Below are 14194 nucleotides of genomic sequence, written 5' to 3'. Positions count from 1 at the left end.
GGTGGTTTAGGGATGACAATAAAAAAAGGTGCTCCTGATGAGCACCTTTTTTGCCTTCCCGGGTCACTCAGGCTTTGCGGTCGGCTGGCGTCGGCGCCCCTTCATCCAGCAGGCCCTGTTGTTGCAGCGTACGCCAGAAATCATCCGGGATCGGCGCGGCAATCCACTCCAGGCAGTTTTCCAGCTGCGCTACCGTGCGGGTGCCGGGAATAATCGTGGGCACCGCCGGGTGAGCCAGGACAAACTGCAGCGCGGCCGCTGGCAGACTGACGTGATAATCGCGGCAGACGTTTTCAATTTTGCTGACTTTTTGCAGAATCGCCGGGCTGGCCGGGCCATAGTTATATTTCGCGTTCTCAACCGCCCCGGTCGCCAGTATCCCGCTGTTGAATCCCCCGCCAATCACCACCGCCGCATTACGCTCTTCGCACAGCGGCAGGAACGCTTTTAACGCCTCCTGTTCCAGCAGCGTATAGCGCCCGGCCAGCAGGAAACAGTCAAAGTCGGCTTCCTGCAGCGCAGCATGGCACACCTGCCATTCATTGACGCCCATCCCTACCGCTTTAATCACGCCTTCATCGCGCAGCTGCGCCAGCGCGCGCCATGCGCCGTCCATCGCCTGACGAAAGTAGTGCGGCTGTTTATCCCCGTGAGTATAAAAATCGCAGTCGTGAATAAACGCGATATCGATATGCTCCAGCGCCATGCGCTGCAGACTGTCTTCGATGGATCGCATCGTTGCCGAATAGGAGTAATCAAAGACCGCCTCAAACGGCAGCGGGTTGACCCACACCCCGGAATCAATTTCGCTACGTTTTTTCGGCTTCAGCAGACGACCGACCTTAGTGGACAACACATACTCATCGCGTGGATACCAGCGCAAACCGTGGCCAATCCTCGCTTCGCTCAGACCATGGCCATACAGCGGCGCGGTATCAAAATAGCGCAGACCGTTGTCCCACGCCTGGCGAATCATGTTCTGCGATTCTTGTTCACTGATGGGACGGAAAATATTGCCAATTGGCGCGGCACCGTAACCCATTGCCGTAACCTGAACAGCGGTACGGCCAAACGCATTCTTCTGTGATGGATCCATGTCTGTGCTCCTGCAGGTTTAGAGTTTAATTAACTAACAAGATAGTTATATCAAAACGAATGTTGTGAAAATGTTACCTGGATAACAAAGCGGCATTAATGACGTTGATCCGGCTTTTACTTTCTGCAATTGTAACTAACTAGTTAGTTTATTTTGTACTGAGTTCAACGAGGATAACGAGCATGCATGGCAAACTAAAAAGCGTCGAAGAAGCGGTTGCTTTGATTAAAGATAACTCCACCGTTGCCTTCACCGGCTCCGGCGGCGGCCTGCTGGAGTCTGACTACGTCATGGCGGCCATCGCGACGCGCTACCGCGAAACCGGACATCCGCGGAATCTCACCCTGATTCATGCTTTAGGGATTGGCAATGGCAAAGGATCCGGTCTTGGCCGCCTCGCTATACCGGGACTGGTGAAACGGATCATCGGCGGCCACTGGTCATGGTCTTCCGAGCTACAAAAAATGGCCCGCGACAATGAGATCGAGGCCTACTGTCTGCCCACCGGCATCATCATGACGCTGTATCGCGAAAGCGGCGCCGGGCGACCGGGCGTCATTTCCAGCGTCGGGCTGGGCACTTTTGTCGACCCGTTGATAAGCGGTGGCAAATGCAATGACATCACCTGCGAGGATATCGTTTCGCGTATTGAACTCGACGGTAAAACCTGGCTGCATTACAAACCGTTTAAAGTGGATGTTGCGGTGATTCACGGATCGCAGGCGGACGTCGTGGCGAACATATCCACCAGCGAAGAGCCCGCGGAGCTGGATACTTATGCCGTCGCCTTAGCAGCACACAACAACGGTGGGATGGTTATCGCCCAGGTGAAATCCACCGCCGATCAGCACTTTGTCCCGGCCCGTAAGGTCACCGTCCCCGGCGTGATGATCGACCATATCGTTGAATGCCCGGCGCAGTGGCAGAGCTATCTTGCCGAATACGATCCGGCCATCTCCGGACAGGTCGCCCCGCCGGATGAACACCCGCTCGACGCGCCGGCAGAGGGCATTCGCCGCCTGATCTCGGGTCTGGCGGTACGGGAGCTGAAGCCAAATATGCGGGTCAATTATGGGTTCGGCATCCCCGGCGGGATCTCAGCCATGGCGGACAAATCGCTGGTCGACTCCTGCTGGCAAATGGTGGAACAAGGCATTCACAACGGCCAGCTTCTCGACGGCGCGCTGTTCGGCGCGGCAAAATATCCGCATGCCATTGTCAGCTCGCTCGATCAGTTCGATCTGTTTAGCGGCGGCGGGCTGGATATCACCTTCCTCGGCATGGGCGAGATGGACGCTGAAGGGAATGTCAACGTTTCGCAGCTGGGCGACACTATCGTCGGACCGGGCGGCTTTATCGATATTACCTGCGGTGCCAAAAAGGTCGTTTTCTGCGGCACCTTCGAAGCAAAAGGCCTACAGGTGTGCCAGCAGGGTGCGCGTTTACAGATCGAGTCCCATGGGCAAATTCCCAAACTGGTGCGGAAAGTTCGCCATATCACTTTCAGCGGGCCGGAAGCCATAAAACGCGGACAGGAAGTGTTGTACGTTACGGAGCGCGCCATTTTCCGGCTGACGGAAGAAGGCGTGGAGCTGGCGGCAATCGTCAGCGGGGTTAACCTCGAGCAGGATGTATTGCAGCGTATGCAATTCTGCCCGAAAGTCGACAGCCCCGCGGTCGTCTCTCTCTGAATGAGCAAAGCGATGCGGATATCAGGGCTGTAATATCCGCATTATCGTTTCGACGTTAAAATCAAGGCGCTGCTGAAGGGAATCAGCATCCATGAAATTGCGATCGAACAGAATGGCGCCGGTATATTTATTATTGAAGTAATAATAGTTGACCGCCGCAATGGTGATCACCAGCTGTTCAGCATCAACGCCCGCCCGGAAAACACCCTGCTCCACACCGCGCTGCAGAATCCCCTCCATCAGGGTAACCATTGATTTCTGTGCCGACTTGATCGCCACTGATTTTTTCAGATGTACGGCGCGATGCAGGTTTTCGCTGTTCACCAGCGTCAGAAACTCCGGGTTTTTCAGGTAGTAGTTCCAGGTAAACCTGACCAGCGCTTCAACCGCTTCTTTCGGCTCCAGACTGTCGAGATTTAATTTTTTTTCCGCGGCACGAATATCAAGGTAGGAATCTTCGACCACTTTCTGGAAAAGCTGCTCCTTGCTACCAAAATAGTGATAAATCATACGCTTATTTGATTTTGCTTTTTCAGCGACAACGTCAATGCGTGCGCCGCCGAGTCCCTTTTGCGCGAACTCTCGTTTCGCGGCTTTCAGGATCCGATTTTGTGTCGCAACAGGGTCACGGACCTGTACTGTTTTTTCCGTAGCTGATTTAGTCATTACATCGTTTTGGTTGCGGATCTGGCTGATGATTAACCCTTACTCATTGGCGGAAATCAAGAAAAATTTTTCGCTAATCTCCTTTCTGCTAGCCGCTTAACAATTTCATTACAAGGGCTGGCGTTTCCTTATTCAATCCAAAAACAGCATGCTAATATATGTAACCATATAGTTATATATAAATAACATTATACTTATAAAACATAAAGTTAAACACAAACACAATCAACCCATCTTGTCCCCATCTAAAAATGCGATGGACAGGATGACAACGATCACTCGCTGGCTCTTACCGAGCGGTAAGGAAGGCTATGAACGATGGGAAGAGGACGATGAGTAATACATTTCACCCTGTAGACGTTAACCACCCTTTGCTGCCTGAAAAAGCGCGTGAATTTCAGATGTTCATCAATGGCAAATGGACCACGGGCCACAGCAGCGAAAGTTTTGTTCGTAAAAGCCCGGCCCACGATATTGTCGTTAGCACCTATCCGGCGGGAACCGTTGAAGACGTTGATGAGGCGGTAAAGGCAGCCAGAGACGCCTTTAACTGCGGAAAATGGTCGCGCATTAGCGGCGCAGCGCGTGCGGCGGTATTGCTGAAAACCGCCCAGCTCATTCGCGAGAACCTTGCGGAACTGGCGCTGCTGGAAACGCTGGAAACCGGTAAACCTATCGCCCAGTCGCGCGGCGAGATCCAGGGCGCGGCCGATATCTGGGAATATGCCGCCGGCCTGGCGCGCAGCATCAATGGCGACAGCTTTAATAATCTCGGCGACAACATGCTGGGTCTGGTGACTCGCGAACCCATCGGCGTCGTCGGCGTCATCACGCCGTGGAACTTCCCTTTCTTTATTGGCGCAGAACGCTACCCCTATATTCTGGCCGCCGGCTGTACGCTGGTGGCGAAAGCCGCCGAGATCACATCCGGCACGACTCTGCTGTTGGCCGGTATTCTTAAAGAGGCGGGGCTGCCCGACGGCGTATTTAACGTCGTCACCGGCAGCGGTTCGGTCGTCGGCCAGCGGATCACCGAACATGTCGATATCGATATGGTCTCTTTCACCGGATCCACCGCCGTCGGACAGATGGCGCTGCACGCGTCGGCAAAAAACATCAAACGCCTTGGTCTGGAGCTGGGCGGTAAAAATCCGCAGGTGGTTTTTGCCGATGCCGATATTGACGCCGCGCTGGACGGTACGCTGTTTGGCTTCCTGTTCAATACCGGGCAGTGCTGCGTCAGCGGCAGTCGTTTACTGGTTGAACGTTCTATCCATAAAGATTTCTGCCAGAAGCTGGTTGAACGCGCGCAGAAAGTGCGCAGCGGCGATCCGCTGAATGAAAGCACCCAGATTGGCGCGATCGTTACGGAGAAACACTACCAGACCGTGCTCGGCTATATCGAGCAGGGGAAAAATGAGGGGGCGACCCTGCTCACCGGCGGCAAGGCGGTTCCCACCGGGAATGGGCTGTTTATCGAACCGACCATTTTCGATGATGTGACCCCGGAAATGACTATTTTCCGCGAAGAGATCTTCGGCCCGGTGCTCTGCGTTACCCCGTTCGACAGCTATGAAGAGGCGATCGGCATTGCCAATGACACCTGCTACGGGCTGGCGGCCAGCATCTGGACGTCGAATCTGGATAAGGCGGTGCAGGGCTTCCGCGATCTGAAGGCGGGCAGACTGTGGGTGAATACCACTATCGCCGGCGGCCCCGAGCTCCCTTCCGGCGGCTTTAAACAGTCCGGTATCGGGCGCGAAAGCGGCAGCTATGGTCTGGATGAATATACCGAGATTAAATCCGTACATATCCAGTTGGGCAAGCGCGCTAAATGGCTCGCTGAGTGATTTTGGGGCAGAGGATCAGACATGTACGACTACATTATTATTGGCGGCGGTTCGGCGGGCAGCGTCCTTGCGTCGCGCTTAAGCGAAAACGCCGACTGCAAAGTGCTGCTGGTTGAGGCCGGTCCAAAGGACAGCAACCCCTACATCCATTTACCGGTTGGCTTTAGCAAACTCACCGCCGGGCCGCTGACATGGGGTTATAAAACGGTACCGCAGCCCCAGCTCGGCAATCGTGAGCTGCTGTTTGCCCAGGGGCGGGTGCTGGGCGGCGGGAGTTCTATCAACGCCGAAGTATTCACCCGCGGTACGCCGGCGGACTATGACCGCTGGGCGGCGGAAAAGGGCTGTGACGGTTGGTCATTTGCCGATATTCAGCGCTATTTTATTAAATCCGAAGATAACGACACCTTTTCTGACGCCTGGCACGGCGTCGGCGGCCCGCTCGGCGTCTCCAGCCCGATCGGCGCTAATCTGATGAGCAAAACCTTCAGTCAAGCCTGCCAGCAGGCGGGACTGCCCTACAATCCCGACTTCAACGGCGCGACCCAGGCCGGCTGCGGTCTGTATCAGACCACCACCCGCAACGCCCGTCGCTGTTCTGCGGCGGTGGGCTATCTGAAAGACGCGCGCCAGCGGAGCAATCTCACGATTAAGACCGGCTGCCATATTTCCCGGCTGCTTATCGATAACCAGCGCGCCGTCGGCGTGGAGATCTATCAGGATGGCACACCGCAACGACTGCATGCCAGCCGTGAAGTCATCGTCAGCGCCGGAGCCATTGGTTCTCCTAAACTGCTGCAGCTTTCGGGAATTGGCGCGGCCGATGAGCTGAGTAAAAAAGGCATTCCGGTGGTTGCCGATCTCCCGGGGGTCGGGGAAAACCTGCAGGACCATCTGGGCATCGACCTGATCTTTGAGCTCAGTAACGCGCTGAGCTATGACAAGTACAAAAAGACGCACTGGATGCTGTGGGCCGGGCTGGAATATCTGCTGTTCCGCAAAGGGCCGGTATGTTCGAACATCGTCGAAGGCGGCGCGTTCTGGTATGTCGATAAACAGTCCGTCACTCCCGATACGCAAATTCACTTCCTGGCGGGTGCCGGGGTGGAAGCCGGTATCGAACCGGTGCCTTCCGGCTCCGGGGTGACGATTAACAGCTACTTCCTGCGTCCGCGCAGCCGCGGTCGGGTCACATTACGCTCGGCTAACGCCAGCGATGCTCCGCTGATCGACCCGAACTATCTCAGCGATCCGTACGATCTCAAAATGAGTGTCGAAGGCTGCAAGCTGATGCGCGATATCATGCAACAAAGCGCCTTCTCGCCCTATATTCGCCGCGAACATATGCCGGGACAGGACGCGCAAAGCGATAAAGATCTGGAAAACTACATCCGCCAGTTTGCGCGCACCTGCTATCACCCGGTGGGCACCTGCAAAATGGGCGTCGACGAAATGTCGGTGGTCGATACCCAATTACGCGTTCGCGGCATTGAAGGGCTGCGCGTGGTGGACTCGTCGGTGATGCCCGATCTGGTCAGCTCCAACACCAATGCCCCCACCATTATGATCGCCGAGAAAGCCAGCGATCTGATTATCGCGTCGCACTGATCACAAATTGTCGCCCATGTTCGTTTTCATGGGCAAAAATTGGTTGAATAAATAACTAAATAGTTATTTACTTAAAACCAGAAAGACATGTCAACATCCCGAGAGGTAACGATGAAAGTTCTCGTCCCCGTAAAACGCGTTGTCGATCATAACGTTAAGATCCGCGTACAAAACGATGGCAGCCAGGTTGATCTGAGCAACGCGAAAATGGCGCTCAACCCGTTCTGCGAAATTGCGGTTGAAGAAGCCATTCGCCTGAAAGAGCTCGGCATCGCCAGCGAGATCGTAGTGGTCACCATCGGTGAAGAAGTGGCCCAGGAGCAGCTGCGCAGCGCGCTGGCGATGGGAGCCGACCGCGGGTTGCTCATCGCTACCCCTTCGTCCCTCGAACCGCTCAACCTGGCAAAGCTGCTGGCGAAAGTGGTCGAACGGGAGCAGCCGTCGTTAATCCTGATGGGGAAACAGTCCATCGATGGCGACAATAACCAGACCGGGCAAATGCTTGCCGCGCTGTGCGGTTATCCGCAGGGAACTTTTGCCGCCGAGCTGCGTATTGAGAATGGCCAGGCGCTGGTTACCCGTGAAATTGACGGCGGCCTGCAGACCGTGTCGTTGACGCTGCCGGCAGTGGTCACCACCGACCTGCGCCTTAACCAGCCGCGCTATACCTCCCTGCCCAACATGATGAAAGCGAAAAAGAAACCGCTCAGCATCCTGCCGGTGGAGGAGTTTGGTCTTGAGCTACGCCCGCACACGACCCTGTTAAAAGTCGAAACCCCGCCAGTGCGCGAAGCCGGCGTACGCGTCGATAGCGTGGATGAACTGTTGAACAAGCTGAAAAACGAAGCGAAGGTGATTTGATATGGCTACTTTACTCCTTGTCGAACATGACAATAACCAGCTCAACGCAGTGACCAAAAATGCGGTCAGCGCCGCCCGGGAGCTGGGTGGCGAGGTGACCCTGCTGGTGGCGGGCGAAAACTGCCGCGCGGTGGCGGAACAGGCTGCGCGCATTGCCGGGGTGGCGAAAGTGCTGCTCGCTGACGATAGCGCCTTTAGACATCAGCTGGCCGAAAACGTCGCCGCGCTGATGCTTTCGCTCCGCGGGGATTACAGCCATCTGCTCGCCGTCGCCAGCGCAAACGGGAAAAACATCCTGCCGCGCGTTGCGGCCCTCGCCGACGTCGCGCAAATCTCCGACGTGATTGCAGTGGTCGGCCCCAGGGTCTTCAAACGTCCGGTTTATGCGGGCAGCGCAATCGCCACCGTTGAGAGTCTCGACCCGCAGGTGGTCATGACCCTGCGCGCCTCCAGCTTCCCGGCAGCGCAAGAAAGCGAGTCTGCCGCGCCCATTGAGCAGGTCGCCGGCGTCGCTCACCAGCCGCTATCCCGTTTTATTCATGAAGAGCTGGCGCAATCCGATCGCCCGCAGCTTGCTACCGCCCGCGTGGTGGTTTCCGGCGGTCGCGCGCTGGGCAGCCGCGAAAACTTTGCTCTGATCGAACAGCTTGCCGACAAACTGCACGGCGCCGTCGGCGCATCCCGCGCAGCGGTCGATGCCGGGATGGTCGCCAACGATCTGCAGGTCGGGCAGACCGGAAAAATTGTCGCGCCGGAGCTGTATATCGCAGTGGGTATTTCCGGGGCCATTCAGCACCTGGCCGGGATGAGCAATGCCAAAGTCATCGTGGCGATCAACAGCGACGAAGAAGCGCCAATTTTCAAAATCGCCGACTACAGCCTCGTGGGCGATCTGTTTGAGATTGTGCCGCAGCTGGTCGCGAAACTGTGATGAGCATGGGGCAGGCAACAAAAGATGGAGGTTATGGTGGAACGTGAAACGATGGAATTTGACGTCCTCATTGTCGGTGGAGGACCCGCCGGGCTATCGGCAGCCTGCCGGTTGATGCAAATGGCGCAGCAGGAACAACGTCAGCTGAGCGTTTGCGTCATTGAAAAAGGGGCTGAGGTTGGCGCGCATATTCTTTCCGGAGCACTGTTCGAACCCCGGGCGCTCAACGAACTCTTCCCCGACTGGCCGTCGCTCGGCGCACCGCTGAACACGCCGGTGACGCAAGATGAACTCTTGTTGCTGCGCGATGGTGAAAAAGCGTGGAAGATCCCGGCGGCTTTTATCCCTGCCCCAATGCATAACGCGGGTAATTACGTCATTAGCCTGGGGGATTTTTGCCGCTGGCTGGCCCGCCAGGCAGAAGCGATGGGAGTAGATATTTTCCCCGGTTTTGCCGCCGCCAGCATCCTGTATGACGATGCCGGCGCCGTCGCCGGCATCACCACCGGCGATATGGGGATTAATGCCCGGGGGGAAGAAAAACCCGGTTTTACCCCGGGTATGAACCTGCTGGCGAAATATACGCTGTTCGCCGAAGGCTGCCGCGGTCATCTGGGCAAACAGCTGATCGCGAATTATCAACTTGATGCCGGCCGGGATCCGCAGCACTACGCGCTGGGTATTAAAGAGCTGTGGGAGATCCCAGCGGAAAAAAGCCGCCCCGGAGAGGTTATCCACGCTTCCGGCTGGCCGCTGAGCGACGGCGCATCGGGGGGGAGTTTTCTCTACCACGCCGGGAATAATCAGGTGGTCGTCGGGCTGATTGTCGATCTCAACTACCGTAACCCTTATTTAAGCCCGTTCGATGAGTTTCAGCGTATGAAGCATCACCCGGCCTTTAGCGAAACCCTCAGCGGCGGAAAACGTCTCTCCTACGGCGCGCGCGCCATCACCAAAGGGGGTATCAACGCGCTGCCCAAAATGCATTTTCCCGGCGGGCTGCTGATTGGCTGCGACGCGGGCACGCTCAATTTCGCCAAAATTAAAGGAAGCCACACGGCGATGAAAAGCGGGATGCTGGCCGCTGAATCGGTCTATCGGGCGCTGATACAAACCCCCGATGACAAACGGGACCTTGCTGATTTTGCGCAGGCGTTTCATCAATCATGGCTCGGGGAAGAGCTACGCCAGTCACGTAACTTTGGCCCGCTGCTGCACCGCTTTGGTACGCTGACAGGCGGGGCGCTTAACTATATCGATCAGAACTGGTTCAAAGGTAAGCTACCGTTCACGCTGCATGACCGTCAAGCGGATCACTTGCAGCTGCAGACAGCGGAACAAAGCCCCCCCATTAACTATCCCAAACCGGATAACCAGCTGAGTTTTGATAAGCCCTCCTCCGTCTATCTGGCGAACACGTCGCACGATGAAGATCAGCCCTGCCATCTCAGGTTAAAAGATCCTGAGCTGTCGGTACGGGAAACGCTGCCGCGTTTTGCTGAACCGGCCCAGCGTTATTGCCCGGCGGGGGTTTATGAAATCATCACCCTTGCCGGAAAGCCTAAATTGCAGATTAATGCGCAAAACTGCGTGCACTGTAAAACCTGCGACATCAAAGATCCTCTGCAGAATATCGTCTGGACGGTGCCCGAAGGGGGCAGCGGCCCCAACTACCCGAATATGTGATCAGTTCTTTACCCCGGCAGCGCCGGGGTTTTCTTTATCGGGGTTTGCTTTACCTGCGTTCTGCCCCCTTCCCGCTATATGCCGGTGACAGGCAAAAAAAAGCACCCCGTCTGGAGTGCCTGTTCTTCCGGGTAACAGAGGATTACGCCAGTAAATTGCGACCGATAATCATGCGCTGAATCTGGTTAGTCCCTTCATAGATCTGAGTTATCTTGGCGTCGCGGTACAGGCGTTCCACCTCCACGCCGCGAATATAGCCGCCGCCGCCAAAAATTTGCACCGCATTGCCGCTGTGCTGCACCGCAACATCGCCGGCAAAGCATTTCGCCATCGAGCAGGCAATCGAAGTATCCGCGGCGTCAGTGTCAATTTTATAGGCCGCGCTGTGCACCAGCAGACGAGCGGCTTCGGTATCTTTGGCGATATCCGCCAGCATAAACTGCACGCCCTGGAAATCAGCAATCGGTTTGCCGAACTGTTCGCGCTGTTTCGCATACTCAATCGCCGCTTCCAGCCCGGCGCGGGCAATACCGACTGCCAGCGCGCCGATGCCCACCCGACCTTTATTCAGCACGCTCATCATAATGTGAAAGCCGCGGTTTTCCGGCCCCAGCAGCGCGTGTGCCGGCAGTCTGACCTGGTTGAAATGCAGTTCGCCCACCTGCGATGAGCGCTGACCCATTTTGTGCTCTTTCGGGCCACGGGAGACGCCATCGCGGGAGCAATCGACAATAAAGATGCTCATGCCGCGGTGACCAGCCTCTTTATCCGTGCGCGCCAGCACAAAGGCCACATCGGCCACCGGCGCATTATGGATCCACAGCTTACTCCCGTTCATCACCCAACCATCCGCAGTACGGGTCGCGGTGGTTTTAATTCCTGAGACATCGGAACCGGCCCCGGCTTCGGTGATGCAATAGGCCCCTTTCAGCGAGGCATTCAGCAGGCCCGGCAGCCACTGGGCGCGTTGCGCATCATCCCCGTATTTTGATAACAGCGTTCCCAGCAGCTCGACCAGGCCGCACTGATCGGCAATCGAGGCGTAACCGCGCGACAGTTCTTCCATCACCACGGCATAGGCCACCGCATCCAGTCCGACGCCGCCATACTCTTCCGGAACGGTGATACCGAACAGCCCCAGCTCCCCCATTTGTTGGTAGATCTCCGCGGCAAAGCGCTCTTCTCTGTCCAGCTCTTCCGCCTGAGGCCGAATCACTTCGTCGGCAAACTTACGGGTCATCTCGCGGATCTGTTGATGGGTTTCAGTCAAATACATGGTCATCCTCCTGCCAGCTATTAGTCATGCCGTCTGTTTCTCACGACATTCGAACACATTAATTAAATAACCAGATAGTTACTACATTGGATAAATATGGTTGTCAATCCAGTTAAATAATTGTTGTTAACCAATCGACAAATATTGCAATCACAGGCAGCGGTCAGCTCACCATTCGCTGCCCGGCTTATCACTTTAGTCGTGAGTATCTTGACTTTTCCGCGGGCAAAAAGTACACCTAAAAGTAACTAAATAGATACTTAACTGAGGAGTCAATATGCTTAGCATTCACCTGCCAACCCCACAAGGGATCATGACGAATTATCCGCTCGTGACCACAGAAGAACGTCCGACGGTTATCACCCCCGCGTTTAACCGTATCGCCTATGCCGCCGCCCACGTGGTGATCGACCCGCGGCATCAGGGAGCGGACTGGCTGAACAATCCGCGCATAGACTGGGACGCGACGCTGGCCTATCGCCACCATCTCTGGCGACTGGGGTTTAATATTGCCGAAGCAATGGACACCGCCCAGCGCGGCATGGGAGTCAGCTGGGAGATCGCCAAAGAGCTGATTATCCGTTCGCTGCAAGAGGCGCAAACCGTACCCGGTGCCGATCTTGCTGCCGGCGTGGGGACCGATCAGCTGGAGGCGGCCCACGCCACCACGCTGGAACAGGTTATCGCGGCCTATGAAGAGCAGATGGAACTGGTCGAACAACATAACGGCAAAATCATTTTGATGGCCAGCCGGGCCTTAGCCAAAGTGGCAAAAACGCCGCAGGATTATCTTGCCGTCTATAACCGTCTGCTGGAACAAAGCCAGGATAAAATTATCCTCCACTGGCTGGGAGAGATGTTTGACCCGGCGTTAGCCGGCTACTGGGGGTCGACGGATTATGCCGCCGCCGCGGATACCGTGCTGGAGATCATCGCCAACAACGTTGATAAAGTGGAAGGCATTAAGATTTCGCTGCTGAGTAAAGAAAAAGAGGTCGCCTTCCGTAAGCGCCTGCCTTCACAGGTGAAAATGTACACCGGCGACGATTTCAACTATCCCGAACTGATTGCCGGAGAGGATGGCCATTACTCGCATGCGCTGTTAGGTATTTTCGACGCTATCGCCCCGGTAGCCGCCGCCGCACTCAACGAACTGGCGCTGGGCAATAGCGGGGAATACTATCGGCTGATGAACCCCACTGTCGCCCTGTCGCGGGAAATCTTTAAAGCGCCGACGCAGTATTACAAAGCGGGCATTGTATTTCTGGCCTGGCTCAACGGTCACCAGAGTCATTTCTCGATGGCCGGCGGCATGCAGGCGGCACGCGAGATTAGCCACTATGCCGAAATTTTCCGCCTGGCGGACCAGGCCGGTCTGTTGCAAGATCCGCAGCTGGCTACCCGGCGAATGAAAAATCTGCTGACGGTTTATGGCCTCTGAGTATTATGCGACGAGGCGTTTATTTCCCAGAGTCACCGCTCTGGGAACCCCCTCCCCTAGCCAAATTCGCGGTGCCGCTGCTTGCAGATAGCAAGCACCTCATCCGGGTCCCGCTGCCACCAGTTGTTACGGGAGAATATCTCCACTTCGTGCAGACCGCTGTAGCCCAGCGCCTCGATAGCCTGGCGATGGCTACGAATGTCGATAACTCCGTCCCCCATCATGCCGCGATCCAGCAGCATATCCGTAGTGGGCACTAACCAGTCGCAAATATGGAAAGCCAACAGCCGATCGACGCCTGCCCGTTCAATCTGCTGCTGAAACTGCGGATCCCACCAGGTGTGATAGAGATCCACGGCGATACCCAGCCCCTCGTCGCCTAGTTCGTCGCAAAGATCGTTGGCCTGGGCCAGCGTATTTACGCAGGCGCGCTCGGCGGCGTACATCGGATGCAGGGGCTCAATCGCCAGCGGCATGCCGAGCGGGCGCGCGTAGTCCAGCAGTTCACTCAGCCCATCACGCACCTGCTGCCTGGCGGCGAGTAAATCTTTCGATCCCGCAGGCAGCCCTCCGACCACCAGCACCAGGCAAGGTGCGCCAAGCTCCAGAGCTTCATCCACTGCCCGCCGGTTATCCAGAGCCTTCTCCCGACGCTCCTCCGGGGTGCTGCCGGGAAACATACCGCCGCGACAATAGCCGCTCAGCAGCAGGTCATGGTGGCGGATAAGACGTGCGGACTCTTTCAGCCCCAGCGCCTGGACCTGATCGCGCCAGGGCGCAATGCCGCGAATCTCATGCCGGGCACAGCCTTCAATGATCTGATCAAGTGTCCATTTCTCCCGCACCGTGGCGGTATTGAGGGATAGTTTACGGCTGTCGGGTTGACTCATCTCTGTGACCTCAGTGTTTTGTGCCTGAAAAACGTTAAACCAGATAAGTTGAGCATCATTTTTCTCAACAAAGCATTATAGAAATTAATATGTTGGGTAAATACGACAGCAATCACATAACCAACTAGTTAGTTATATTTATAAATAAGAACGCGCATAAAGCGAGGGAACGGCAGGCGACGGATCCGTGCCGGGACA

At 56.2% G+C, this 14194-nt stretch carries 11 protein-coding genes; 7 read left to right on the top strand and 4 right to left on the bottom strand.

The window, feature by feature from the left end; genetic code table 11:
• Positions 1 to 67: 67 nt before the first annotated feature.
• A complete protein-coding gene (locus DSD31_RS08740) occupies positions 68 to 1096 on the bottom strand; it encodes an aldo/keto reductase (RefSeq protein WP_004864455.1) in 1029 nt (342 codons plus the stop codon).
• A gap of 182 nt (positions 1097 to 1278) precedes the next feature.
• Between DSD31_RS08740 and DSD31_RS08735 the strand changes: the two genes are divergently transcribed.
• Positions 1279 to 2787, top strand: a complete 1509-nt coding sequence (locus tag DSD31_RS08735; protein ID WP_004864457.1) for an acyl CoA:acetate/3-ketoacid CoA transferase — start codon at positions 1279 to 1281, stop codon at positions 2785 to 2787.
• Positions 2788 to 2808: 21 nt separating this feature from the next.
• On the opposite strand, the gene DSD31_RS08730 is transcribed toward DSD31_RS08735, so the two are convergent.
• Entirely contained in the window at positions 2809 to 3453 is a 645-nt protein-coding gene (locus DSD31_RS08730) for a TetR/AcrR family transcriptional regulator (protein ID WP_004864459.1), read from the bottom strand.
• A gap of 332 nt (positions 3454 to 3785) precedes the next feature.
• Here DSD31_RS08730 and DSD31_RS08725 point away from each other — a divergent pair, with 332 nt between their 5' ends.
• The 5 genes from DSD31_RS08725 to DSD31_RS08705 all read left to right on the top strand — a co-directional run bounded on the left by DSD31_RS08725 (position 3786) and on the right by DSD31_RS08705 (position 10389).
• Positions 3786 to 5303, top strand: a complete 1518-nt coding sequence (locus tag DSD31_RS08725; protein ID WP_064359037.1) for an aldehyde dehydrogenase family protein — start codon at positions 3786 to 3788, stop codon at positions 5301 to 5303.
• A gap of 21 nt (positions 5304 to 5324) precedes the next feature.
• Positions 5325 to 6911, top strand: a complete 1587-nt coding sequence (locus DSD31_RS08720) for a GMC family oxidoreductase (RefSeq protein ID WP_044351168.1) — start codon at positions 5325 to 5327, stop codon at positions 6909 to 6911.
• Positions 6912 to 7022: 111 nt separating this feature from the next.
• The gene (locus DSD31_RS08715; protein ID WP_004864465.1) at positions 7023 to 7772 is read left to right on the top strand and encodes an electron transfer flavoprotein subunit beta/FixA family protein; all 750 of its coding nucleotides are present in this window, start codon (positions 7023 to 7025) and stop codon (positions 7770 to 7772) included.
• A gap of 1 nt (position 7773) precedes the next feature.
• Positions 7774 to 8703 (top strand): electron transfer flavoprotein subunit alpha/FixB family protein, encoded by a 930-nt coding sequence (locus DSD31_RS08710; protein ID WP_004864466.1) that lies wholly within the window; start codon positions 7774 to 7776, stop codon positions 8701 to 8703.
• 24 nt (positions 8704 to 8727) lie between these two features.
• Positions 8728 to 10389, top strand: a complete 1662-nt coding sequence (locus DSD31_RS08705; protein WP_113990978.1) for an electron transfer flavoprotein-ubiquinone oxidoreductase — start codon at positions 8728 to 8730, stop codon at positions 10387 to 10389.
• Between the two features lie 142 nt (positions 10390 to 10531).
• Here DSD31_RS08705 and DSD31_RS08700 read toward each other — a convergent pair whose 3' ends face one another.
• Positions 10532 to 11665 carry an acyl-CoA dehydrogenase family protein gene (locus tag DSD31_RS08700; protein ID WP_113990977.1) on the bottom strand — a complete coding sequence of 378 codons (1134 nt, stop codon included), beginning with the start codon at positions 11663 to 11665 and terminating at the stop codon, positions 10532 to 10534.
• Between the two features lie 277 nt (positions 11666 to 11942).
• On the opposite strand from DSD31_RS08700, the gene DSD31_RS08695 reads away from it, so the two are divergent.
• Positions 11943 to 13106, top strand: a complete 1164-nt coding sequence (locus tag DSD31_RS08695; protein ID WP_113990976.1) for a dihydrodipicolinate synthase family protein — start codon at positions 11943 to 11945, stop codon at positions 13104 to 13106.
• A 56-nt stretch (positions 13107 to 13162) separates the two neighbouring features.
• Here DSD31_RS08695 and DSD31_RS08690 read toward each other — a convergent pair whose 3' ends face one another.
• Positions 13163 to 13996 carry a sugar phosphate isomerase/epimerase family protein gene (locus tag DSD31_RS08690; protein ID WP_004864474.1) on the bottom strand — a complete coding sequence of 278 codons (834 nt, stop codon included), beginning with the start codon at positions 13994 to 13996 and terminating at the stop codon, positions 13163 to 13165.
• Between the last annotated feature and the right edge of the window lie 198 nt (positions 13997 to 14194).

Origin of the sequence: Klebsiella sp. X13, from assembly GCF_003323835.1 — a bacterium.
Lineage (GTDB): Bacteria > Pseudomonadota > Gammaproteobacteria > Enterobacterales > Enterobacteriaceae > Klebsiella > Klebsiella ornithinolytica.
This window is presented reverse-complemented; position numbering and strand designations above follow the sequence as displayed.